Source organism: Marseilla massiliensis, assembly GCF_016899955.1.
Taxonomy (GTDB): domain Bacteria; phylum Bacteroidota; class Bacteroidia; order Bacteroidales; family Bacteroidaceae; genus Prevotella; species Prevotella intestinigallinarum.
The window spans coordinates 72,018-96,215 of record NZ_JACJJL010000016.1 but is presented as its reverse complement, the minus strand read 5'-3'; the positions used below and the strand labels follow the sequence as shown (position 1 = coordinate 96,215).

At 56.5% G+C, this 24,198-nt stretch carries 16 protein-coding genes and 2 pseudogenes; 1 reads left to right on the top strand and 17 read right to left on the bottom strand.

The window, feature by feature from the left end:
* Positions 1–371: 371 nt before the first annotated feature.
* The 4 genes from H6B30_RS10415 to serS all read right to left on the bottom strand — a co-directional run bounded on the left by H6B30_RS10415 (position 372) and on the right by serS (position 5,220).
* Positions 372–1,100, bottom strand: a complete 729-nt coding sequence (locus H6B30_RS10415) for a tRNA lysidine(34) synthetase (RefSeq protein ID WP_205110320.1) — start codon at positions 1,098–1,100, stop codon at positions 372–374.
* 10 nt (positions 1,101–1,110) lie between these two features.
* Entirely contained in the window at positions 1,111–1,479 is a 369-nt protein-coding gene (locus H6B30_RS10410; protein ID WP_205110318.1) for a DMT family protein, read from the bottom strand.
* A complete protein-coding gene (locus H6B30_RS10405) occupies positions 1,476–3,833 on the bottom strand; it encodes a bifunctional dihydroorotate dehydrogenase B NAD binding subunit/NADPH-dependent glutamate synthase (protein ID WP_205110316.1) in 2,358 nt (785 codons plus the stop codon). The genes H6B30_RS10410 and H6B30_RS10405 overlap by 4 nt, the downstream gene beginning before the upstream one ends.
* A 97-nt stretch (positions 3,834–3,930) precedes the next feature.
* The gene (serS, locus tag H6B30_RS10400) at positions 3,931–5,220 is read right to left on the bottom strand and encodes a serine--tRNA ligase (RefSeq protein WP_205110314.1); all 1,290 of its coding nucleotides are present in this window, start codon (positions 5,218–5,220) and stop codon (positions 3,931–3,933) included.
* A 278-nt stretch (positions 5,221–5,498) separates the two neighbouring features.
* Here serS and pyk point away from each other — a divergent pair, with 278 nt between their 5' ends.
* Positions 5,499–6,938: a pyruvate kinase gene (gene pyk, locus H6B30_RS10395; protein WP_205110341.1), complete on the top strand. Its 1,440-nt coding sequence runs from the start codon at positions 5,499–5,501 to the stop codon at positions 6,936–6,938.
* A 211-nt stretch (positions 6,939–7,149) separates the two neighbouring features.
* Here the strand turns inward: pyk and H6B30_RS10390 are convergent, their stop codons facing one another.
* The 13 genes and pseudogenes from H6B30_RS10390 to H6B30_RS10335 form a co-directional block, all read right to left on the bottom strand.
* The gene (locus tag H6B30_RS10390; RefSeq protein WP_205110312.1) at positions 7,150–8,886 is read right to left on the bottom strand and encodes an ABC transporter ATP-binding protein; all 1,737 of its coding nucleotides are present in this window, start codon (positions 8,884–8,886) and stop codon (positions 7,150–7,152) included.
* Positions 8,883–10,655, bottom strand: coding sequence for an ABC transporter ATP-binding protein (locus H6B30_RS10385; RefSeq protein WP_205110310.1), 1,773 nt, complete (start codon positions 10,653–10,655; stop codon positions 8,883–8,885). Before H6B30_RS10385 ends, H6B30_RS10390 begins: the two co-directional genes overlap by 4 nt.
* A gap of 187 nt (positions 10,656–10,842) precedes the next feature.
* Entirely contained in the window at positions 10,843–11,607 is a 765-nt protein-coding gene (locus H6B30_RS10380; protein WP_205110339.1) for a class I SAM-dependent methyltransferase, read from the bottom strand.
* Positions 11,604–12,215, bottom strand: a complete 612-nt coding sequence (locus H6B30_RS10375; protein ID WP_205110308.1) for a TetR/AcrR family transcriptional regulator — start codon at positions 12,213–12,215, stop codon at positions 11,604–11,606. Before H6B30_RS10375 ends, H6B30_RS10380 begins: the two co-directional genes overlap by 4 nt.
* A 278-nt stretch (positions 12,216–12,493) precedes the next feature.
* Complete coding sequence (rpiB, locus tag H6B30_RS10370; RefSeq protein WP_205110306.1) at positions 12,494–12,934, bottom strand: ribose 5-phosphate isomerase B; 441 nt, start codon at positions 12,932–12,934, stop codon at positions 12,494–12,496.
* A 7-nt stretch (positions 12,935–12,941) separates the two neighbouring features.
* Positions 12,942–14,960 (bottom strand): transketolase family protein, encoded by a 2,019-nt coding sequence (locus H6B30_RS10365; protein WP_205110304.1) that lies wholly within the window; start codon positions 14,958–14,960, stop codon positions 12,942–12,944.
* Positions 14,961–14,982: 22 nt separating this feature from the next.
* Positions 14,983–15,924: pseudogene (locus tag H6B30_RS16365) on the bottom strand (family 43 glycosylhydrolase); the annotation flags it as partial.
* A 63-nt stretch (positions 15,925–15,987) separates the two neighbouring features.
* A pseudogene (locus tag H6B30_RS10360) lies at positions 15,988–17,817 on the bottom strand (family 43 glycosylhydrolase); the annotation flags it as partial.
* Positions 17,818–17,870: 53 nt separating this feature from the next.
* Entirely contained in the window at positions 17,871–19,442 is a 1,572-nt protein-coding gene (locus H6B30_RS10355) for an alpha-N-arabinofuranosidase (protein WP_205110302.1), read from the bottom strand.
* A gap of 31 nt (positions 19,443–19,473) precedes the next feature.
* Positions 19,474–21,069: a xylulokinase gene (locus H6B30_RS10350; protein ID WP_205110300.1), complete on the bottom strand. Its 1,596-nt coding sequence runs from the start codon at positions 21,067–21,069 to the stop codon at positions 19,474–19,476.
* A 114-nt stretch (positions 21,070–21,183) separates the two neighbouring features.
* Positions 21,184–22,713 carry an L-arabinose isomerase gene (gene araA, locus H6B30_RS10345; protein WP_205110298.1) on the bottom strand — a complete coding sequence of 510 codons (1,530 nt, stop codon included), beginning with the start codon at positions 22,711–22,713 and terminating at the stop codon, positions 21,184–21,186.
* A gap of 55 nt (positions 22,714–22,768) precedes the next feature.
* The gene (locus H6B30_RS10340; RefSeq protein WP_205110296.1) at positions 22,769–23,470 is read right to left on the bottom strand and encodes an L-ribulose-5-phosphate 4-epimerase; all 702 of its coding nucleotides are present in this window, start codon (positions 23,468–23,470) and stop codon (positions 22,769–22,771) included.
* Positions 23,471–23,491: 21 nt separating this feature from the next.
* Positions 23,492–24,169, bottom strand: coding sequence for an NUDIX hydrolase (locus H6B30_RS10335; RefSeq protein ID WP_205110294.1), 678 nt, complete (start codon positions 24,167–24,169; stop codon positions 23,492–23,494).
* Positions 24,170–24,198 lie beyond the last annotated feature (29 nt).

The window sequence follows — 24,198 nt, the reverse complement described above, 5'->3', positions numbered from 1 at the left end:
CATGTTTCCAAAAAAGCCGTGTATCAATGTACAACGTACATTTGACACACAGCTTGCTTTGTTTTGAATTCGTCGAACTCACGTTGGTTTACTTATTGTTTCATGTCAGTATTGCTTTTGTCAATCGTCCGATACAGGCGTCCGGCCAGGCTGTTGACTTGATGTTTCAAGTAGCTAAAGGTAAGAATGTATTATCAAAGAGCAGGTATTTTGTAATTCTTTGGTGCTAAATTAATTACACATAATTAAGAACCTTCGTGCGAAACAATCTGTTCGGGCTTGCGATTCGGTGCGTTTTGTGATGTAGTAAAGTACGGATAGCAGGCCTATACGGCAGGCAGACAGTGTTTGCCAGACCTCTTGGCAGGCCGTCATTCCACCAGCTTGCCTTCAGCATCGAGGGCATTCATGATGGAGTATTTTGCGTCGGGGTTAATCTTCTCGGCCTCGGCCAGCATCAGCTTTATGTCGGCGCGGCTCGAAGCCTTCTCATACGGGCACGTCTTCAGTTGCTTCTCATATTGCCTTATCTCGGCCAGCGCCTGTATGTCGGCTTCGGTCTCGAGGCAGAGCGGCCGTATGATGGTAAGCGGCATCTTGCGCATGGTGAGCCTGGCCGGCATGGTAGAGAAGTGGCCTTGCGAGAATACGTTCATCAGTGCCGTCTGCACAATGTCGTCGAGATGGTGGCCCAGTGCAATCTTGTTGCACCCAAGCTCTTGCGCCTTGTTGAATATCTCTTTCCGCCTGTACCACGAACACAGGAAGCAGGCCGGCTTTTTTGTTCCGGCATAGGCGTCAAACCGTGTTGTGACGATATGGAGCGGCACGCCGAGGCCGCTGCAAAAATTCTGCAGGTAGGCAGTGTCAGTCTCGTAGTGTATGTTTTCCATCCTTATGTGTATGGCCTCGACCTTGAACAATGGGCGCTGTATGCGCATCCGTCTTGCAAGCAGTTCGAGCAGGCAAAGGGAGTCCTTCCCGCCCGACAGCGCCACGAGGACCTTGTCGTTGTCCTCGATGAGGCTGTAGGCGGAAAGGGCTTTGTGAAACCTTTTCAGTATTCTCTGTTCAAGTTTGTGCTTTTCGGCGTCTGTCATCACTGTTCGCTTACTTCATGAAAACAAGGTAGACGGCGCATATTATGAGGAAGAACGCCAGGATATGGTTCCAGTGCAGCGTCTGCCCTTGGAACAGAATGTTGGCAATGACGGCAAACACACCGAGGCTTATGCACTCTTGCACCACCTTGAGCTGCACGAGGCTGAAGGGGCCGCCGTTGCCTTCGAATCCTATTCTGTTGGCCGGCACCTGGCAGCAATACTCGAAGAAGGCTATGCCCCACGAGAAAGCGATGACCCCTATGAGTGGCCAGCCCGCCGACGTGCCCGACTGCTGCAGCTTGAGGTGGCCGTACCAGGCGAGCGTCATGAACACATTGCTCATTACGAGCAGTATAATAGTGTACAGACCGTTCATTGCTTGCCTTTGGTTGATAGTTGTATGTCCATGCTGGCGGCAGCCTTTCGCCCGTCGCCCATGGCCAGGATTACGGTAGCCCCGCCGCGCACGATGTCGCCTCCGGCATAAATCTCGGGGCGCGAGCTCTGCATGTTCTCGTCTACCACGATGGTGTTCTTTCGGCCGAGCACAAGGTCTTTCACCGATTTAGGCACCAGCGGGTTGGGCGAAACGCCTATGGCCACAATCACCTGGTCTACGTCGAGCGTTACCGTCTTGCCCACCACCGGCACCGGGCTGCGGCGTCCGCTCTCGTCGGGCTGGCCGAGCTCCATCACCTGTAGCACTGCCTGGCACACGGCCCCGTTCTCGTCGGCCTTGTATTCTATAGGGTTATGCAGCGTCAGGAAGTTTATGCCCTCTTCCTTGGCGTGCTTCACCTCCTCGAGGCGGGCAGGCATCTCGGCCTCCGAGCGCCTGTAGACAAGCGTCACGTCGGCGCCCAGTCGCTTGGCAGTGCGGCACGAGTCCATGGCCGTGTTGCCTCCGCCGACCACGAGCACGTGCTTGCCGAAGTTTATCGGCGTGTCGGCAGTAGGGTTGGCGGCGTCCATCAGGTTGACCCTCGTGAGGTATTCGTTTGACGACATTATGTTGATAGAATTTTCGCCTGGTATGCCCATAAAGTTTGGCAGGCCAGCTCCGGAGCCTATGAATATCCCCTTGAATCCGCTTTCTTCCAGCTGTTCGATGGTGATAGTCTTCCCGATGATGCAGTCTGTCTGGAAATGCACGCCCATGCGGCGCAGGTTGTCAATCTCTACGTCGACAATCCTGTTGGGCAACCTGAACTCAGGTATGCCATACTTCAGCACTCCGCCAATCTCGTGGAGAGCCTCAAACACGTAGACATCATAGCCCTTCTTGGCCATGTCGCCCGCAAAGCTCAGTCCGGCAGGGCCCGATCCCACCACGGCAACCTTCATGCCGTTGGACGGGGCCATCTCGGGCAGTACGGCCTTGCCGCTCTCGCGCTCGTAGTCGGCTGCGAAACGCTCCAGGTATCCTATGGCCACGGCCGGCTCGTTCATCTTCAGGTGAATGCACCTGCTCTCGCATTGCTTCTCCTGTGGGCACACCCTGCCGCACACGGCAGGCAGCGACGACGTGTGCTTGAGCACCTTGGCGGCGTCGAGTATGTGGCCTCTCTCAATGTTCTTTACGAACGACGGTATGTCTATGCCCACCGGGCAGCCCTCAACGCATGTAGGCTTGGCGCAGTCGAGGCAGCGCTTGGCCTCTCTGACAGCCATCTCGCGGGTGAGCCCGATGTTCACCTCTTCGGTGCGGGTGGTGGCCCTGTAGGCCGGGTCGAGCTCCGGCATGGCCACCCGCTCTATGGCCGTGCGCTCCTTGGGTTTCATGCTTTTGCGCAGTTCCTGGCGCCACTGTGCGTTGCGGTCGGTCAGCGTCTCAATGGTGTCGCTGCCCTGCGGCTCGTCGGCAGTGGTGGCCACGGCCTTGCGGCTGCTGCCGGCCGACACGGCGTCGATGTGCTCCTCGAAGTGCTCCATCTCTTCTTTCTCGGCCCGTTTGAACGTACCCATTCGCTTGAACATCTCGTCCCAGTCGACAAGGGCACCGTCGAACTCAGGCCCGTCGATGCACACGAACTTGGTCTTGCCCCCGATGGTGAGGCGGCAGGCGCCGCACATGCCCGTACCGTCGACCATGATGGTGTTGAGCGACACGTCGGTCGGTATGTTGTATTTCTGCGTCAGCAGGCAGCAGAACTTCATCATGACAGGCGGGCCTATGGCAAACACCTTGTCGATGTGCTCCTGGTTGATGAGCTTCTCTATGCCCACGGTCACCACGCCCTTCTCACCGTAGGAGCCGTCGTCGGTCATTATGATGGTCTGGTCGCTGTTTTTCCTCACCTCATCCTCGAGTATGATGAGGTCTTTGGTGCGTCCGGCCAGCACCGACAGCACCCTGTTGCCGGCCGCCTTGAGCGCCTTTATGATGGGAAGCATTGGGGCCACGCCCACGCCTCCGCCGGCGCAGATCACCGTGCCGAACTTCTCGATGTGTGTGGGATTGCCAAGCGGCCCCACAACATCGGTGATGCAGTCGCCCGCGTTGAGCCTGCACAGCTTGACAGACGACAGGCCCACGCGCTGCACCACAATGGTGATGGTGCCTTTGTCGGTGTCGGCGTCGGCAATGGTGAGTGGCACCCGTTCGCCCTTCTCGCCGACTCTCACGATTATGAAATTGCCCGCCTTGCGGCTCCTGGCTATCAGCGGGGCTTCGATCTCGAACAGGAATACGTTTTCCGAGAACTGTTCTTTGCGGATGATTTTGTTCATTGTTTAGTTTTTCTGATGTGTTGCGTGTAGTCGTTTCGCACGCTTGCATCAGCCCGCCGGCAGGTGTGTGGCCTTGCCGGCGGGCGTAGCATTGTGCTTAGAAGTTCTTGTCGTCGAGCATTTCGAAGCCACAGTAGGGCACGAGGCACTTAGGCACCCTTATGCCCTCGGGCGTCTGGTTGTTTTCGAGTATGGTGGCCACTATGCGCGGCAGGGCCAGGGCCGAGCCGTTGAGCGTGTGGCATAGTTCAATCTTCTTGTCGTCGGCGCGGCGGTAGCGGCACTTCAGGCGGTTTGCCTGGTAGCTCTCGAAGTTAGACACCGACGAAACTTCGAGCCAGCGCTTCTGTGCGGCGCTCCACACCTCGAAGTCGTAGCATATGGCCGAGGTGAAACTCATGTCGCCTCCGCACAGCCGCAGTATGTGGTAGGGCAGCTCGAGCTTCTTGACCAGGCCCTCCACGTGGTCGAGCATCTCCCTGAGGCTCTCGTATGAGTGCTCCGGCGTGTCGATGCGCACAATTTCCACCTTGTCGAACTGGTGCAGGCGGTTGAGCCCCCTCACGTCCTTGCCATACGAGCCTGCCTCGCGCCTGAAACAGGCAGAGTAGGCCGTGCGCTTTATGGGCAGGTCTTTCTCATCGAGGATGACGTCGCGGAAGATGTTGGTCACCGGCACCTCGGCAGTAGGTATGAGGTAAAGGTTGTCGAGGTTGCAATGATACATCTGCCCCTCCTTGTCGGGCAGCTGGCCTGTGCCGTAGCCCGATGCCTCGTTGACCACATAGGGCGGCTGCACCTCGAGGTAGCCGCTCTTGCGTGCCTCCTCGAGGAAGAAAGCCTCGAGGGCGCGCTGCAGGCGGGCCATCTTGCCGATGTAGATGGGGAAACCGGCCCCGGTGATTTTCACACCCATGTCGAAGTCTATGAGGTTGAACTTCTTGCAGAGGTCCCAGTGGCACAGGGCGTCGGCAGGCAGTTCGGGTATCACGCCGCCTTCCTTGACCACCACGTTGTCGGAAGCGTCCTTGCCCTCGGGCACGTCGTCGTTGGGCACGTTGGGGATGGTGCACAGTAAGTCATGGAGCTCCTTCTCGGCGTTTTCCATGGTTTCCTGTAGCGCTTTGTCGGCCTGCTTAATCACGGCCACCTTGGCCTTTATCTCTTCGGCTTCGTCTTTCTTCCCCTGCTTCATGAGGCTGCCTATCTGCGCGGCCAGTTGCTTGGCCTCTTGCTTGGCCTTGTCAAGTTTCTGCTGCGCTTCACGGCGATTCCTGTCTATTTCGATTACCTTCTCGATAGTTTCTTTGGCACCGTCGAAGTGCTTTTTTTCAAGTCCGCGAATCACACGTTCGGTCTCCTCAGTGATGAGTTTGAGTGTAAGCATAATAGAAATATTTAAAACTTGTAGTTTATATTCTCAGGTGCAAAGGTAAGGAAAAAATGATAAACATGTGCCACACTGGCAGAAAAAATGTGTGTCTGCCGTGGGCCGCCGTAGCTGCGGGACGTGGGTGGTGGCCGTCGTCGGCCAATGCCGGGCAGCCATCGGGTGGGGCAGCTATGCATGTTTGGCCGTTAAAGCTTTTCGGCATTTATTTTGCGGTCTCGCAAAAATAGTGTAACTTTGCATTGTGTTTACAACAAATCCGGATAAAACAAATGATGAAACAAACAAAGATTGTGGCATCCATCAGCGACAGGAGATGCAGTGTAGACTTCATTCGTGAGCTTTTCGATGCAGGGATGAACGTAGTGCGCATGAACACGGCGCACGCATCGGCCGATGGCATACGCCAGATAATAAGGAATACCCGCAAGGTGTCACATCACATAGGCATACTGATTGACACCAAAGGGCCGGAAATAAGGACTACCGGCTGCCAGGAGCCTATCAGCTACAAGGCCGGCGACGTGGTGAAGATATTCGGGCGGCCGGAAATGGACACCGAGCACGACATAGTGAACCTGTCGTATGTCAACTTCGCCAATGATGTCCACGTGGGCGACGACATCCTCTTCGACGACGGAGCTATCGACATGAAGGTGATAGGCATCAACGGGCCGGCCGTCATTGCACAGGTACAGAACGACGGGGTGCTGGGCTCGCACAAGAGCGTCAACGTGCCCGGGGTGCACATCGACCTGCCTGCGCTTACCGAGAAGGACAAGGCCAACATCAACCTGGCTATCGACGAAGACATAGACTTCATAGCCCACTCGTTTGTGAGGAGCGCGTCAGATGTTGCTGCGGTGCAGGAGATACTCGACAGCCGCGGCAGCGACATCAAGATAATATCGAAGATAGAGAACCAGGAGGGAGTTGACAACATCGACGAGATTATCGAGGCTTCTTATGGCATCATGATTGCCCGTGGCGACCTTGGCATCGAGGTGCCAATAGAGCGCATACCGGGCATACAGCGCAGGATAATACACAAGTGCATACAGGCCAAGAAGCCTGTGATTGTGGCCACGCAGATGCTCCACACCATGATTACCAACCCGAGGCCCACGCGTGCCGAGGTGACCGACATTGCCAACGCCATATATTATCGTACCGACGCGCTGATGCTAAGCGGCGAGACAGCCTCGGGCAAATATCCCGTCGAGGCAGTCAGGACTATGGCTGCCATTGCCGAGCAGGCCGAGAAAGACAAGATGAAGGAGAACGACATTGCGGTGCCGCTCAGGGCCGACTGCGATGTGTCGGAGTTTCTTGCTTGGAACGCCATCGAGGCTACCGAGCGCCTGGGGGTGAAAGGCATCATTACCGACAGCAAGACGGGACAGACAGCCCGCAACCTGGCTGCCTTCCGCGGGCCCAACCCCGTGTTGGCCATCTGCTATAAGGACAAGGTGCAGCGCTGGCTGGCGTTGAGCTACGGAGTGATTTCGGTGGCACAGCACGAGCAGATAGGTCAGAAGGAACAGTTCCTTGCTGCCCTGCGCATGCTCAGGCAGAAAGGCTATCTGAGCATGGACGACAAGATTGCGCACCTCAGCGGCAGCTTCGCCGTCGGCGGAGGCACGTCGTTCCTTGAAATAAACAAGGTGCGCGATGTGTTTGAGCGTTCGGGCGAGGTGCATCTGCCCAACGCCTGACAGGCGTCGCCAGGCACTCGTCGTGGCATAGACCGGTGGGCCATGGCTTGCAATATCTGCAGGCCATGGCCCACCGGCGTTGTGGTGTCAGGCATGACTCGCCCAAGGCGTGGCGCCACTGCCGGCAGCTTGCCAGCCGGGCCCGGCTTGTGGTGCGGCCGGCCTTGCATGCCTGCAAGCGGCCGGTGGGGCGTCATGGCGAGGCATACCGTCAAACGGCGTCGGTGACTTGCTGCTTAAGCATGCGGGCGAAATAACCGTTGCTCTTGCCCCGCTCCACGGCCGTAAGGTTCTCGGTGATGGTTCCGTTTTCCAGCGTTACAATCCTGTCGGCTTCGGCTATTGTCCTCATCCGATGGGCAATGATGATTACTGTCTTGTCTTTTACGAGTTCAGACAGCCCCGCCTGTATCATTGTCTCGTTTTCAACGTCGAGCGACGCGGTGGCTTCGTCGAGCAGTATGATGGGCGCGTCTTTCAGCATGGCGCGCGCAATGGATATGCGTTGGCGCTCGCCGCCCGAAAGGGTTTCGCCGTTTTCGCCTATGACGGTGGCGTATCCGTCGGGCAAACGGCTTACAAACTCGTCACAGCGTGCGAGGCGTGCCGCTCTGACCACTTCAGCGTCGGTGGCATTGCGGCGCCCGATGCGTATGTTTTCCATCACCGTGGCATTGAAAAGCACCACGTCTTGGAACACCACGGCAAAGTGTTTTAACAGCGTCTCGGGCTCAACCGTCTTGATGTCGGTGCCGCCCAGCGTTATGCGTCCGCCCTGCGGGTCCCAGAAACGGGCCGCGAGCTTGGCCGCGGTGGTCTTCCCTCCGCCCGATGGACCTATGAGCGCCGTCGTCTCTCCTTGCCTGGCCGTGAACGAAACTCCCCTCAGCACCTGCTTGCCTTCTTCGTATGCGAACGTCACATTGTCGAAGCAGATGTCAAAGTTTGCCAGCTTGAAGGTGCTGCTGCCCTGCAGGGCGGGCATCGACTCCATTTCTTTCATCCTGTCAATGCGCACGTCGAGGAACACCAGCACAGCCAGGTTGTTGAGCACTTCGTTGAGAGGGGCATATATGCGCGAGCCTATGACAAGGAACATCAGGTAGGTCATGACGTCAGTCCGGCCCGTGGCCAGCATCCAGGCCCCTGCGGAGATTACGCTCGGCAGTCCAAGCTTTAGCAGGCTTTGCGCCCCGTTGACCGTCATCCCGAGCAGCAGTTCGCCTCGCGTCATGGCCTTCTCATAGGCGTCGGCCTTGCGGTCCAGCTCGTCGGTGTAGGCTTTTTCCATGCTGTAGGCCTTTATCTCCTGCATAAGGTCGAGGCCTTCCTGTATGTGCTCGCTCACTTTCCTCTTGTTGGCATAGTTCGTCTGGTTTGAGCGTTTCATCTGCCCCTTCGCCACGGCAAGCACCCCGAAGGCCACTGGAACCACCCACGCAAGGCTAAGCGCGAGCCTCCAGTCGTAGGCCATCAGCCCGGCGGTGATGAGCGCTATGCTTATCAGCGAGGCCATCAGCTGCGGCACAGAGTGAGAGAATGTGTGTTCAAGGTCGGTGCAGTCGTCCATTATCGTGGCCGTGAGGTCAGAAAGGTTTTTCTCGCCGAAGAAAGCCAGCGGCAGCTTGCGCAGTTTCTCGGCCAGCGCAATGCGCCTGTTGGCGCTCTCGCCGTAGACCGACGTGTACGTGCTACGGTATTGTTTGACGGCTATGGCATACATCACGGCCATGAAAGCCAGGCCCATAGCAGAGTAGTATGCCAGTCCGTGGGCGGTGTCAGAGCCCGGGGCGAGCACCGGCCCCAGCCAATCGTCAAGAAAGAGGAACGTAAGCACCACCGGCAGCATGAGCGCAATGTCTAACAGCGTCGTCCACCATACGCCTTTTAGCAAGTCTCTCGCGCCCTGTTCCGACAGGGCCAGGCGAGCCATGAGCATCTTAATCATCGTTTTGCCTCCTTTCCGTTCAAAGTCCATCTAACCGATTGGCGGTATTCATTCCACATGCGGCTGTACAGTCCGCCGGCAGCCACCAGGTCGTCGTGGCTTCCCCTTTCGGCCACCTTGCCGCCATCCATCACTATTATTTCGTCGGCATCGGTCACGCTGTTCAGCCTGTGGGCAATGGTCAGCACAGTCTTGCCGCGCGTCAGGCGTCGCAGGGCGCCGTGTATCAGGTGCTCGTTTTCCGGGTCGGCAAAGGCCGTGGCCTCGTCGAGCACTATTATAGGGGCGTCTTTCAGGAATGCCCTTGCGAGCACTATGCGCTGTTGCTCGCCGCCCGACAGGTAAGTCCCGCCGGCACCTATCCTTGTGTTGAGTCCCTGCGGCAGCCGGTTTATTATCTCGCTGCACTGCGCCATTTCCGCAGCCCGGCTCACCTCGCTTATGGTGGCGTCAGGGCGGCCGTAACGAATGTTGTCGAGTATAGTGGTCTTGAACAGTCGCGAGTTTTGGAAAACAAACGATACGTTGCGCATCAGTTCGTCGGTCGCAATGTCTTTGACGTTGATTCCCCCGATGAGGACATTGCCCGACGACGCTTCCCAGAACCTTGGTACAAGGCGGGCCAGGGTGGTCTTGCCGCTGCCAGAGGCACCGACCAGTGCCACCCGCTTGCCGGCTGGTATGCAGAAGCTTACAGAGCTGACGGCATTGACCGTCATGCCTGGGTATCGGAACGTCACGTTGTCGAACCGGACGTCGAATGAAGTGGGGCGCTTTGGCTGCCGGCTTTGAGCAAGCGGCCTGAAAGCGAGCATGCTGTCGAGCCGGTCTATGGCTTCGGCTGCCTGGCCCACGGCCTGCCCTATGTACATGCTGCGCATTATGCTCTGTGAGAATACGGGAGTGATGAGTATGAACAGCAGCATGTCGAGCATCACTCCGGCCAGGCTCTCGCCGCCCGTGGAGAGCAATATTGCCACGGGTATGAGGGCAAAGACAAAACTGTTGACGACAACGGTGTAAAGAGACATGGGCAGTTGCCACAGTCCGGTGTAGCGCGAGGCCGTATGCTTATACTCCATTATTATGTTGTAGAAGTTTTTGAAAGAGTAAACCGTCTGCTGAAAAACCTTGACCACAGGTATGCCCCTGACATATTCAACGGCTTCGGTGTTCATCTTTTCGAGCAGGTTCATGTAGGCGGCCATAAACTCACGCCCTCGCGTGTTCATGGTGTGGCCCATGATGGCCATGGCAATGGCCACGGGGATGAGGCAAGCCAGGCCCAGCCGCGCGTTGAAAAACATGATCAGGGCTATTGAGGCCACCGGCACGAGCACCGTTCCGGCGAGGTCGGGCATTTGGTGGGCCACAAACGAGTGGGTCACTCCGGCGTTGTCGTCGATGACCTTGCGTATGCGGCCGCTCGTTGTGGTGTCGAAGAAGCCGAGTGGCATGGCCACCACCTTGGCCATGGACTCCTTGCGGATGTTGGTCTCCACGCGGAAGGCCACGAGATGCGAACATGCAAGCGAGGCGAAATAGAGCGCCACGCTGCCCACGGCGGCAATGCCAGTCCACAGGGCGTATGCCGCGATGTTGCCGTTGGCTTGCACCGGCGAACCGGCAAGCAGTTCGCGCATTATAAGCCATATCAGTATGTATGGCGCGATGCCTGCCAGCTCGCTCACGGCCGACAGGATGATGGCAACCGGGAATAGTTTTTTGCGGTTGCCCATGTAGTGAGTCAGTTTGTTTAATGTCTTCATTTATGGTGTAGTTTGGTTTACGACAAAGTATGTTGTCTGCCGTGTCATGACAATGCCGTCGGCAAGTCGGAATGCAGCCTTGCCCTGTCTGCTCGTCCATACCGGCTGTTCGGTGCGGCCGAACGGATGATTCCGGCTTGCGCTAAGTATGGGCGGCCACGGCAGCTGCAGCCTATTTGGCTGACGTCTAACCGGCTGTTGCTCCTTGGCGACGGGACTTCTCGGCCTGGGTGCGGGCATGTGGCTTGCGGGCGATGATGCATATCTCCTCGCCACGGCCATAGTTGATGCTTATGTCATCGAAGCCGGTGTTTGTCAGCACGTGGCCTATTTCTTCGGCCGAATGTACGGTCATGCCTTCTATACGGTTGGTCCAGAAAGTGTTGTTGGGGTTGCTTGCCTCGTTGCACACCATGAACAGGCCTCCGCCTTTTAGCACACGGTCTATCTGTCGGAATGCCACGTTGAGGTCTGGCCAGAAATAAATGGTCTCGAAGGCAGTCACAATGTCAAACGAAGCGTCGGCGTAGGGTAGCAAGTCGGCACTGCCTTGCTCTATGGCGCAGCGTCGGCCCAAGGCGTGGCGGTTTTTCTTCCGGGCGAAGGCCACGCTCTCCGGCGACAAGTCGACGCCACACACGCGCCCCCGGCTGCACAGTTTCAGCATGCGGCTGATGTTGGCCCCGCCTCCGCAGCCAATGTCGAGCGCATCCCACTGAGGCATCCACTCCAGCATGCTCATGCCCCATTCGGCCACTCTGGCGTGGCCGCAGTTCATTCCGCGCAGCATCATCCGGCCCCAGAAGCCGTGGGGCTTGCGCGTGTTTTGCAAGATTCTGCTTATCAGTTTCATTCTCATTTTTGTTTGTTGTTTATGTTTATATACTGTAGGTCGGTCAGGCTGAATAATGAACGTACGGCGGTTTTGTTCACAAAAAAGGAGAGAGCTCATATCTTCATGAGCTCTCTCCATCCAGCAATTTCTATGGTCAGGTATTCGGTAATGGCCTTTCGGCGTTCTTGTGCCGCCACTCTCTGTCTGATGATTTCCTCAAACAGGGTGAACATCCAGATGGTGTGGATGCGCAACGAGAAGTCGGTCACGTCTGAACAAATGCCGGGATGGCGGTTCTTCATGTCGGCGAAGTAGGCCTTGACCAGTGACGTGGCCCTGTCGGTAAAGCGGTCGCGAAATGTGGCGAGCGACGAGCCTTGCGACTTTAAAAGCAGCAAGGCGAGGCGGTGGCTGTGGTTGCCAATCAGTTCGGTGTACTGGCTGACCATGCAGTCGAGGTATTTCTTGTCGCACATGTCCATTATGTCGCGGCCACAACTGCCATGGTGCTCCTCGAGCATGGTCTCGAGGTCTCTGACGGCCGGGGCGACAAGGCTGCAGAACAGATGGTCCTTGCTGCGGAAGTAGTTGTAGATGTTGCCCACTCCGGTGTGTGCGGCAGCTGCTATCTCGCGCATGCTCACCCCTGCGAAGCCCTTGGCCAAGAACAACTTTGCCGAGGCCTGCATTATGTCATTCCTTATATGGTCTTTTGTTACTTGCATCCTTGATGGCTTGTCACGATGCAAAGGTAGTGGTAATGTGGCCGTCGGGCAATACCCAAATGTGGTGATTTGCTAAAGGCATTGCATCTGGGAACATGAAGCCAGGTCTGGGTTGAGTGCCGTGGGGGCGGTTGGCAGCCGTTGCGCCCGCCGTGTAGGGGTGGCATGCTGGCGAGGTGGCTTAATTGTTTCAATTTGATGGCAAGGCGTCTCATGGCATGCTTAAACAAATAAGGGGCCGCGACAACCGTCGCGGCCCCTATAAACAGAGTTTGCCATTAGTCTACCGGAATCTTGTCGATGCGCTTCTGGTGGCGCCCTCCTTCAAATTCGGTGGCAAAAAATTCGTCCATTATACTCTTTGCCATGGCGTTGTCGATGAAGCGCCCGGGCATCACCAGAACGTTGGCGTTGTTGTGCTGGCGTGCCAGGTGAGCAATCTCAGGCATCCAGCACAAGGCGGCGCGTATGCCCTGGTGCTTGTTGAGAGTCATGCTTATGCCTTCGCCGCTCCCGCAGATGGCAATGCCGGGATAAACGTCGCCTGCCTCAATGCCCCTGGCCAGTGCGTGCCCATAGTCGGGATAGTCGCAACTGTCGGTAGAGTGGGTGCCGTAGTCCTTGTAGGCATAGCCGTGAGCCTTGCAGTATTCAATGACATACTGCTTCAGTTCGTATCCGGCGTGGTCTGATGCCAGACCTATTGTCTTTGTCTCCATGGCTGCATTATTCTGCGAGGAAGTCTTTCACCTGCTTGTAGACGTTCTCGGCCGTATAGCCGAGTTTCTCGTCGAGCACCTTGTAGGGTGCCGAGAAACCGAAGCTCGGCATGCCGAACACACGCCCGTTGGCCCCTGCCAGGCCCTCAAGGGTCACAGGCAGCCCGGCTGTCATGCCGAACACCTTGGCGCCGTGGGGCAGCACGCTCTCCTGATACTCGCGGCTCTGGCTGCGGAACAGGCCTTCGCTCGGGGCGCTCACTATGCGCACCTTGACGCCGTCTTTGCGCAGCAGCTCGGCGCCGGCCACCAGTGTTGACACCTCGGAACCGTCGGCCAGCAGGATGATGTCGTAATCGTCGTCTGATCCGGCCACCACGTATGCACCCTTGCGGGCCTGCTCGTAGTCGTTGCCGGCGGGCAGCTTGGCAATGTTCTGGCGCGAGAAGATGAGGGCAGTAGGCGTCTCGGTGTTCTCCATGGCCATGGCCCAGCATACCGTTGTCTCGTCGGCATCGGCCGGACGGAACACGCGTACGCTGTCCTTGCCGTGGTGGTTCTTGAGTTTCTCCATAAGTCGTATCTGGGCTTCCTGCTCAACAGGCTCGTGGGTTGGGCCGTCTTCGCCCACGCGGAAGGCGTCGTGTGTCCAGATGAACTTGATGGGCACCTCCATGAGGGCAGCCATGCGAACGGCAGGCTTCATGTAGTCGGAGAACACGAAGAACGTGCCGCATGCAGGTATGACGCCGCCGTGCAGGTACATTCCGATGCACATGCAGGCCATGGTCAGCTCGGCCACGCCGGCCTGGAAGAACGCACCGCTGAAGTCGCCGGCCTGCAACGCGTGGGTTTTCTTCAGGAAACCGTCGGTCTTGTCGGAGTTTGACAGGTCGGCCGAGGCACATATCATGTTTGGCACCTGCTCGGCCAGCACGCCAAGGCATGCTGCGCTGGCAGCGCGGGTGGCAGCGCCTTCTTTCTGGGTGAGCACGCTCCAGTCTACCTTTGGTGCGTTGCCGCTGAACCATTCTTTCATGAGGGCGGCTTTCTCAGGGTTGGCCTTTGCCCACTCTGCTTCTTCGGCGTGACGCTGAGCGACTATCTTCTTCAGCTCTTCGCGGCGGTCGGCATAGATCTTGGCCACCTCGGGGAAAATCACAAACGGGTCGTCGGGGTTGCCGCCGAGGTTCTTTATCGTGTTGATGTAAGCGTCGCCGCCAAGCGGTGCGCCGTGGGTGCCGATGTTGTGCTCATAGCTCGTGCCGTCGGCCTTGAGCGCTCCCTTTCCCATTACGGTCTTGCCGATGATGAGCGTCGGGCGCTTCTCTTCTTTCTGTGCAGCCTTGATGGCTTCGCGTATTTCGTCGGCGTCGTTGCCGTTGATGTTGATAACGTTCCATCCCCATGCCTTGTACTTGGCCTCGGTGTCTTCGTTCATCACCACGTTGCACTCGGTTGAGAGCTGTATCTCGTTGGAGTCGTAGAACATGATGAGGTTGTTGAGGCCCAGGATGCCTGCTATGCGGCCCGTGCCCTGGGATATCTCTTCCTCTATGCCGCCGTCGGAGATGTAGGCATATATCTTGTGCTTCATCACCTCCTTGCCCAGGCGGGCCTCAAGGAATTTCTCTGCTATAGCGGCACCTGCTGCAAACGTGTGTCCCTGTCCGAGGGGACCCGACGTGTTTTCTATGCCGCGCTCTATGTCGCGCTCGGGGTGGCCCGGGGTGGGCGAGCCCCACTGGCGGAACTGCTTCAGCTCTTCGAGCGAGAACTTGCCCTGCATGGCGAGTGCCGAATAGAGCATTGGCGACATGTGGCCCGGGTCGAGGAAGAAGCGGTCACGGCCTTCCCATGACGGTTTTTCGGGGTCGTAAACAAGGAATTCCGAGAAAAGCACATTGATGAAATCGGCTCCGCCCATGGCTCCTCCGGGGTGGCCCGACTTGGCTTTTTCGACCATTGATGCAGCCAGTATGCGTATGTTGTCGGCTGCAAGTGTCATAACTTTCTTGTCGTTCATGATTGTTTGTTTTTTTATGTGGTTATTTGATTGCCTTGATTCCTTTGTGGGTAGGTATCGTGCGCTTTATCGTTCCGTCGGCGTTGAACTCCATCTTGTCGATGCACACCTCGCGGTGGTAGCCCGGCCCTTTGTCCTTGGGCAGGTAGTTTTTGTTTATCCGGTGGTATACTATGTACCATTCGTCTTTCCCCGGCACCTTGAGTACACTGTTGTGCGCCGGGCCGTAGATTTCGGATTCGGGCTCTTGGATTAGTATGATGGGGTCTTTAGCCACCTCAATGGGGCCGAGCGGCGACTTGCTCGTGCCGTAGACGACGTGGTAATTGGGTGAGCCTGTGTCGTCGACGCTCCAAAGGAAGTAGTAGAGTCCGTTGCGCTTGAACACGTAAGGGGCTTCGCGGTATTTGTAGTCGCTCAGGCTGCCGCCCCGCGGGGTCATCAGCTTCAGCGTGGTTGTGTCTATCGACGTCATGTCGGGGTTGAGCCTGGCTCCGGCCATGTAGCCGTTGCCCCAGTATAGGTAGTCGATGCCGGTGTCGGGGTCGTTGAACACGTCTACGTCAATCTGCTGGCCGTTCTTCAGTCCGGCCGGCCTTTTGTTGACAATGGGGTGGCCCAAGTCGACGAAAGGCCCTGTAGGACTGTCGGCCACGGCCACTCCGATGGCCTTGGCGTTGCCTGCGTTGCCGCTGTAATAGAAGAAATACTTGTATTGTCCGTCAACCTTTTTCTCGATGATTGCCGGTGCCCAGGCGTTGCCGCTTGCCCACTTGGTGTCTTTGCACACGTCGAGTATTATGCCTTCGTCGCGCCAGTCGACCAGGTTGTCGGACGAGAAGCATGTGAAATACCATCCTCCCCATCCTGGATGTCCGTCGGTGGTGGAGTAGATATAGTAGCGCCCGGTTTTCTCAGAGTACAGTATCTCGGGGTCGGCGTGCATGCCCGGCAGTATCGGGTTGCCGCTCCACTCCTTGAACTGCATGCCTTCTGTTGATGGATTGATTTTCTTTATCGTTCCGTCGGGATTGTATTCCATCGGTTCGGCCACCACAGAGCGGCTGTAGCTCGTGCCTTCAGGCAGGCCGCCGTTGTGGGAGAAGAACACCCACTTGTCGCGGAAGTTTACGATGGCAGGGTGGGTTGTGTTGCTGTTGCCGGCAATTTCGGATATTATGCCTTTCACTTCGTATGGGCCGGTCACCTTGTCTGCCATGGCGTAGGCAATCTTCTCAGGCCATTCTGAGGCGTAAGTAAGGTAGTACTTGCCGTTGTACTTGTGTACCCAAGGAGCCTCGGTGAAGGGGTGTGAGGCGTCGATGGCCACCTGGTGTATGTCGCCGTCGGTCTCAATCATGTTTTCCTTGAGCTTCACATAGTAACATTCCCGGTTGCCCCAGAACAGGTAAGCCTGCCCGTCGTCGTCGATGAAGACAGCCGGGTCGATGCATGCCCATCCGTGGGTTGAGGCGAAACAGTCTTTCTTTGTGAGCAGAGGCTTGCCCAAGGCGTCTGTGTAAGGCCCTTCGGGGCGGTTGGCCACGGCCACGCCGATGCCGCCAGAGTTGGTGCTCACATACCAGTAGAACTTGCCGTTGCGCTCTGCCACGTGTCCGGCATAGGCAGGTCTGTTCTTGGCCCAGCTGAAGTCGGTGGGGCGGAGCGGCACGGGGTATTCGGTCCAGTGCTTCATGTCGGTGGTTGAGAACACCAGCCAGTCTTTCATGGTGTAGCCGCGCTGGTTGCCGGCAAAGTCCTCGCCGGTGAAGAGCCACAGCGTGTCGTTGTGTACTAATACCGCCGGGTCAGCCGTGAACTTGTGCTTGAATATCGGGTTGCCGTTGCTCTCGATGTCGTGTTTGAGCACATAGCCCCATTTTGACTGCACCCGCTCAAGTTCTTTGGCGGTGAGCGAAGTCACCGTTCCGTGCCTTGGGAAGAAGTCTTTCCTGAAAGACTGCGGTTTGCTTGTAAACGTCTTGAGGTCTCTTGATGTCTGATACTCATACCTTCCGCTGGAATACAGGTCGTACATAAGCACGTATTCGTCGCGGTCGTTGAGCTTGAACACGCTTGAACCCTCCACGTGAGTCTTCGTGCCGGCGTAAGAGTCTACATACTTGAAGTCTTCTTTCCATTTGCCGAGCAGGCTGCGCGAGGTGGTCTGCTGTATGCCGTTCTTCACCTCCTTGCCCTCTTCGTTCTTTGTGTTGCCTTTATAAAAGAGGTGGTAGGTGCCGTCTTTGTAGATGATGTCGTTGTCAATGCTGCCATACTTGGCGCTGAAAAGCACCTTGGGCTCGCCTTCAAACCCTGTGAAGTCGTCATTGGCGTAAGCGTAGTAAGTTATGAGCGACTTGCGGTCGTTGCGTTGCAGCGTGAAGTATATCATGTACTTGCCGGCCTTTTTGTCGTATATGGTCTGCGGAGCCCATACCCAGTAGGCGTCGCCGAAGTTCTCCGGGTAGTCTTTAGACAGGTTAATCTTCGCATGCGTCCAGTTGACGAGGTCGTCGGACTTCATCAGCACGATGCCCGGGTTTTCCTTCCAGCCATGCTTCCTGGTGTTCATGTCTGTGGCAACGATGTAAAACGTGTGGCCGTCTTCTCCTCGCAGGATGTGCGGGTCGCGTATTCCGCCGCTCTCGCTGATGGTGTCTGAGCTTACCACTGGGCGGTTTTTGTTGAGTGCAAACCAGTTCTTCGCGTCTTCGCTGACGGCAAACCTCAGGTGTTCCTGCTTGTCGGCGTCGCCCGTTCCCTCAAAGTAAGCGAATATGTATCCTTTGTATGGCGATGTCTGCCTGTGGCTTTTGCGTGCTCCGGCAGCCGAAATGGCTGCCGTGCACAGCATAAGCGTTGCGGCAAGTATGGTCTTGTTGGTGATTTTGTTCATGCCGTTGAGCGTTACTTAACGTTTATTACCACGATGGATTTGGCAGGTATCTGCATCTTGATCGTTCCTTTCTTGAGCTTTGCCCCTTTGAATTCTTGAGGCGCAACGACGTTGGGGTGGTCGAAGTCGTTGTAGTCGGCAATCGACTTGCAGCTTAATATCCGTCCGCTAACTGCCTTGGGAGCGTTGTTTCCGAGCGCAATCTCAACGTCTTGGTTTTCGTCCAGGCTCACATTGGCCAGCGAGATGATTAGCGAACCGTCGGCCTGTTTAGCTGCCGACGCGCTCACCAAGGGTATGCGGCGCCCGTCCTTGGCATGGCTGTCGCCCCTGACGTCCATGCTGTCGCATGTAAGCGTGAGGGGGAGGCTGGTGGCTCCCATGAATCCCTTGTACATCTCAAACACATGATATGTCGGTGTGAGCACCATGTGACCGGTTCCCTTGGTGTCGGTAAGAATCATAGACTGCAGCACATTGACCACCTGTGCGATGTTGGCCATGCGCACCCGGTCGGTGTGGCGGTGGAAGACATTGAGCGTCAGCGCAGCCACAAAGGCGTCGCGCATGGAGTTCTGCTGGTAGAGGTGGCCTTTTACGGTGCCGGGTTCCTCGTCCCACCATGTTCCCCATTCATCTACGAGCAGCCCGATTTGCTTCTTTGGGTCTTTCTTGTCCATGATTTGCGCGTGGCGCTCAATCACGTCTTCTATCTCGAGGCACTTTCCGATGGTCCAGTAATAGTCATTGTTGTCAAACTTGGTGGCTGAGCCTTTGCTGCCGCTCCATCCGGTCACGGTGTAGTAATGCAGCGAGACGCCGTCCATGCGGTGGCCTATGTTGTCCATGAGCACGCGAGTCCAGTTGTAGTCGTAGTCGCTTGCGCCGCTCGCTATCTTGTAGAGCTTGTTGCCGTCGTAGTTGCGGCAGTAAACCGAATAGCGCCTGTAGAGGTCTGAGTAGTATTCCGGCCTCATGTTGCCGCCGCATCCCCAGCTCTCGTTGCCCACGCCGAGGTATTTTACGCGCCACGCCTTGTCGCGCCCGTTTTTGCGCCTCAGGTTGGCCATCGGGGTGTCACCGTCGCTTGTCATATACTCAACCCACTTGGCCAGTTCCTCTACCGTGCCGCTGCCGACGTTGCCGCTGATGTATGGTTCGCAGCCCAGCATTTCGCAAAGGTTCAGGAATTCGTGTGTGCCAAACGAGTTGTCTTCTATCGTTCCGCCCCAGTTGTTGTTCTGCATCTTTGGCCGCTGTTCCCTTGGGCCTATCCCGTCCATCCAGTGGTACTCGTCGGCAAAGCATCCGCCGGGCCAGCGCAGCACCGGCACTTGCAGCTGCTTGAGCGCGTCGAATACGTCTTTGCGGTAACCCTTGATGTTGGGTATGGGCGAATCCTCGCCGACCCACAGTCCGCCATAGATGCAAGAGCCGAGGTGTTCGGCAAATTGTCCGTATATCTCCTTGTGGATAATGTTCTTCCCACCGTCGGTCGATATGGTGATTTGGGCTGTGTTGCCGGCCGAGGCATAAAGGCTGGCGGCAAGGAACAGTCCACAGGCAAAGAGTTTGTTGCTCATTCGTCGATATGTTCTATTAATAATACGTATGTCAGTTGTATTTCACTGCTGCTTCTTCTATAGGCAGGCATCTGTTGTACTTCTTGATGTAGGCGTTGAACCCGGCCACATCCTCTGGTGTCGGCGCAATCTCGGTGCCTTGGTTACCGGCAAACACCTTCTCGTCGAGGAATTCAGGCAGAGACAGGTTTGCCGTGTTGTTGACGAGATACGACCCTAAGATGGCCATGCCCCACGGTCCGCCTTCGCCGGCTGTCTCCATTACGGATATCGGAGAGTTGAGCGCTGCTGCCAGGATGCGCTGTCCCACGCCCTTGGTCTTGAACAAACCACCGTGCCCGGTTATCTTGTCCACCTTGATGTGCTCGTCGTTGAACAGGATGTCGTTGCCTATCTTGAGCACGCCGACGGCTGCGTAGAGGTTGGCCCTCATGAAGTTTGCCAGAGTGAATTTGTCGTTTGCCGAGCGCACAAACATCGGCCTGCCTTCTGCCATGCCGGTGACAGGCTCGCCGGAAAAATAGTTGTACGACAGCAGTCCGCCGCAGTCTGCCGCTCCCTTGAGCGCGTGGTTGTACAGCTTCTCGTAGACTTGGTTCATGTCGACGGGCATTCCCATCAGTTCCTGGTATTCCTTGAAGAGGTTGACCCACGCGTTGAGGTCTGACGTGCAGTTGTTGCAGTGGACCATCGCCACCGGGTTGCCGTCGGGTGTGGTCACGATGTCTATCACCTCGTAGGGCCTTGACAGGTCTTTCTCGAGCACAATCATCGAGAACGACGACGTCCCTGCCGACACGTTGCCCGTGCGCGGCTTGACTGCATTGGTGGCCACCATGCCTGTTCCGGCGTCGCCTTCGGGCGGGCAAACGGGTATTCCTGCCTTCAGGTGCCCCGACACGTCAAGGCGCTTGGCGCCCTCGGGCGTGAGGAAGCCTGCGTTTTTGCCTGCCGGCAGCACCCTTGGCAATATGTCGGCCAGTTTCCACTGGTATCCCCTGTCGGCTACCAGGTTGTCGAATTTTTCTATCATTGCAGCCGAGTAGTTCTTTGTTTGCGGGTCGATGGGCAGCATTCCCGATGCGTCGCCTATGCCCAGCACCCTTTCGCCGGTGATGAGCCAGTGGATGTATCCGGCCAGCGTTGTGAGGTAGTCGATGTCTTTCACGTGCTCCTCGTTGTCGAGAATGGCCTGGTACAAGTGGGATATGCTCCATCTGAGCGGTATGTTGAAGACAAAGAGGTCAGACAGTTCGGCGGCAGCCTTGGCCGTGTTGGTGTTTCGCCATGTGCGGAACGGCACCAGTATCTCTTGCTGCTTGTTGAATGCCATGTATCCGTGCATCATTGCGCTCACGCCTATTGCAGCAAGGGTTTCTATTTCTATGTCGTATTGTTCTTTTACGTTTCTCCGCAAGTCGGCATAGCAGTCTTGCAGCCCATACCATATTGCCTCGATGCTGTAAGTCCACAATCCGTCCACCAGTTGGTTTTCCCAAGTGTGGCTTCCTTGTGCTATTGGTCTGTTTTCAGGGTCTATCAATACGGCCTTGATGCGTGTTGAGCCAAATTCTATGCCGAGTATGGCCTTGCCGTTTTCTATAATTGATTTAGCGTCAGTATTCATATTGGTAATTATAAGTTGATAATGTATGGTGATGAAAGTAACCATAAGAAGTTCCGTGGCTGCCTGTCGAGACAGCCCTGGAACTCCTTTTAGCTTATGTTGAGGCCGCGGGGCTTAGCAAAGCGCCTTGTTCAACATGTAGTAAACCTCGTTGAAGCGCAGTTCCTTGCGGAAGTCGTCGACGGTGGTCTTGTCGTTGATGATGACACACTCTATGCCGGCAATCTCGGCATAGTCCTGCCAATACTCGTCGGTAAGGTCGTAAGAGAAGCAGCTGTGGTGTGTGCCGCCGGCATATATCCAGCATCCGGCTCCCACCTCGAAGTTGGGCTGCGGTATCCAGAGTGCCGATGCCACAGGGAGCTTGGGCAGAGGCTTGGGCTCGATGCAGTCGACGTCGTTGACAATGAGGCGGAACCTGTTGCCCATGTCGACCACTGTTGCCGTTACGCCCTTGCCCACCTTGGATGTGAACACGAGGCGTGCGGTCTGGCTCTTGCGTATGCCTATGCCGAGGAAATGTACTTCCAGGCGTGGCTTGGCGGCGGCTATGAGCGGGCAAACCTCGAGCATGTGTGCCTGGAGGATGGCGCTTTGCTCACCGTTGAAGTTGAGGGTGTAGTCCTCGAGGAACGAGCATCCGCCGCCCATGCCCTGGTTCATTACCCACAGGGTGCGGTAGAGGGCGGCCGACTTCCAGTCGCCCTCGGCTCCGAAGCCGTAGCCTTCGGCCATCAGGCGCTGCGATGCGAGACCCGGAATCTGGTCGAAGTGGCTGCCCTCGGTCTGTCCGAGGTCGTCGAAGTTTGTCGTGAATCCCTTGGCGCCCTTGGCTTTCAGTATGGCGCGTATGGCCAGCTCGGCCTTGGCGGCGTTCCAGATGACGGCGTAGTTCTCGTTGCTCTCATCCTCGAGGGCGGCGTCGTGGTCATAGAGCTTGAAGTATTCGGCCACGAGAGCCTTCACCTCTTCGTCCTTCACCTGCTTCTGGCATTCCATCAGCTCGCTCACGGGGCAGTAGTCAACGTGGTATCCCATCACCTGCTCGGCGGCCACCTTGTCGCCGTCGGTCACTGCTACATTGTTCATCTGGTCGCCGAAGCGGATGATGAGCATGTCCTGTGCGTCGGCCCAAGCAGCGCACACGCGCTCCCATACGGCTATGTGGTCTTGCGTCTTCTCCTCTTTCCAGTATCCCACAACGAGCTTGCGGCGTATGCGCATCCTCGAGATGATGTGGCCAAACTCGCGGTCTCCGTGTGCGCTCTGGTTCAGGTTCATGAAGTCCATGTCCATGGTGTCCCATGGAATCTCTGCGTTGAACTGTGTATGGAGGTGGAGCAGCGGCTTGTGCAGTATCTGCAGGCCGTGAATCCACATCTTTGCAGGCGAGAAGGTGTGCATCCATGTGATGACGCCTACACACTTCTTGTCGTTGTTGGCCTGTGCGAAGATGTCGGCCACTTCCTTAGAGCTGTTGGCCGTTCCCTTGTAAACCACCTTTATGGGCAGCCGTCCCGACTCGTTGAGTCCGTCGACCATTATCTTTGAATGACCGTCAACCTGTACGACGGCGTCGCCTCCGTAAAGGAGCTGAGCTCCTGTTACGAACCATACTTCTAAGTTCTCGAATGCTTTAACCATAGTTGTCTGTCTGTTTTTAGTTATGAAATGTTTTGTTATGTCTTTTGTTCCGGTTTTACTTTTTCTTCTGTCCGTAGTAAGCGTTAGGGCCGTGCTTGCGGCTGAAGTGCTTCTCGACGAGCAGCGGGTTCATGGTTGTGGCTGGGTTGACGGCAAACGACACGAATGCCATCTTGGCCACCTGCTCCATCACCACGGCGTTGTATACGGCGTTGTCGGCGTCTTTTCCCCATGCGAACGGCCCGTGGTTTTTCACCAGCACGCCAGGTGTGTGCACGGGGTTGATGCCCCCCTCGTTGAGGCGGCGCACGATGACGTTGCCCGTTTCCAGCTCATAGTCGCCTTTCACCTCGGCTTCGGTCATGTCGTCGGTGCAGGGTATGTCGTCGTGGAAGTAGTCGGCATGTGTCGTCCCTATGTTGGGTATGTCCTTGCCGGCTTGCGCCCAGGCCGTGGCGTAGGTAGAGTGGGTGTGCACAATGCCGCCAATCTCGGGGAAGGCCCTGTAGATGACGAGGTGTGTGGGTGTGTCTGACGAGGGGTTGAGGTCGCCCTCCACCACCTTGCCCGTGTTTACGTCAACCACCACCATGTCTGATGCCTTCATCGTGTCATAGCTCACACCCGACGGCTTGATTACCACGAGGCCTTTTTCGCGGTCTATCGCCGAGACGTTGCCCCATGTGAATATCACCAGGTTATGCTTCACCAAGTCCAAGTTGGCCTTGAATACTTTTTCTTTCAGTTCTTCTAACATGATTGTATGCTTTTGTTTTGTTTACAGCTTGAAGTTGGGGTCTTCGTTGTAGGCCATTTTGTTGAACCTGTAGAGATAGGCCCCACGCTTCGAACTGGTCTTGTCTATCAGTTCTGTCTTCTCGATGAAGTCCATTTCCTTTATCCTCTTGCGGAAGTTCCGCTTGTCGACCTTCTCGCCGCACACGGCTTCGTAGAGCTTTTGCAGTTGCGTCAGCGTGAACAGCTTAGGCAGCAGGTTGAAGCTTATAGGCTCGTGCGATATCTTGCGCTGCATCATCTTGTGGGCCTTGGCCACCATGGTGTTGTGGTCTGAATACATTTGCGGCAGGTCATTGACCGGCACCCACTTCAGCCCGTGCTCCTCCTGCAGGTTGCTGTCGTAGTCTTTCACGTTTATCAGGGCATAGTAGGCAATTGATATTACCCGCTCTCCGGGGTCACGGTCTACGTTGCCGAAGGCCCCCACCTGCCTCATGTATATGTTTCTCAAGCCCGTTAGCTGGAACAGCACGCGGTTGGCTGCGTCGTCAACGCTTTCTTCGTCGTGGATGAACCCTCCGTAGAGCGACCACTGGTCGCGCCCCGGGTCCATCTTGCGCTTGCCGATGAGTATCTTCAGCTCACCCTCGTCGAAGCCGAAGATGATGCAGTCGACAGACACAAGTACTTTGGAATATTCTTCGTAATATGTTGTCATCAGTATTCTTTTGATTGTATTGATGCCAC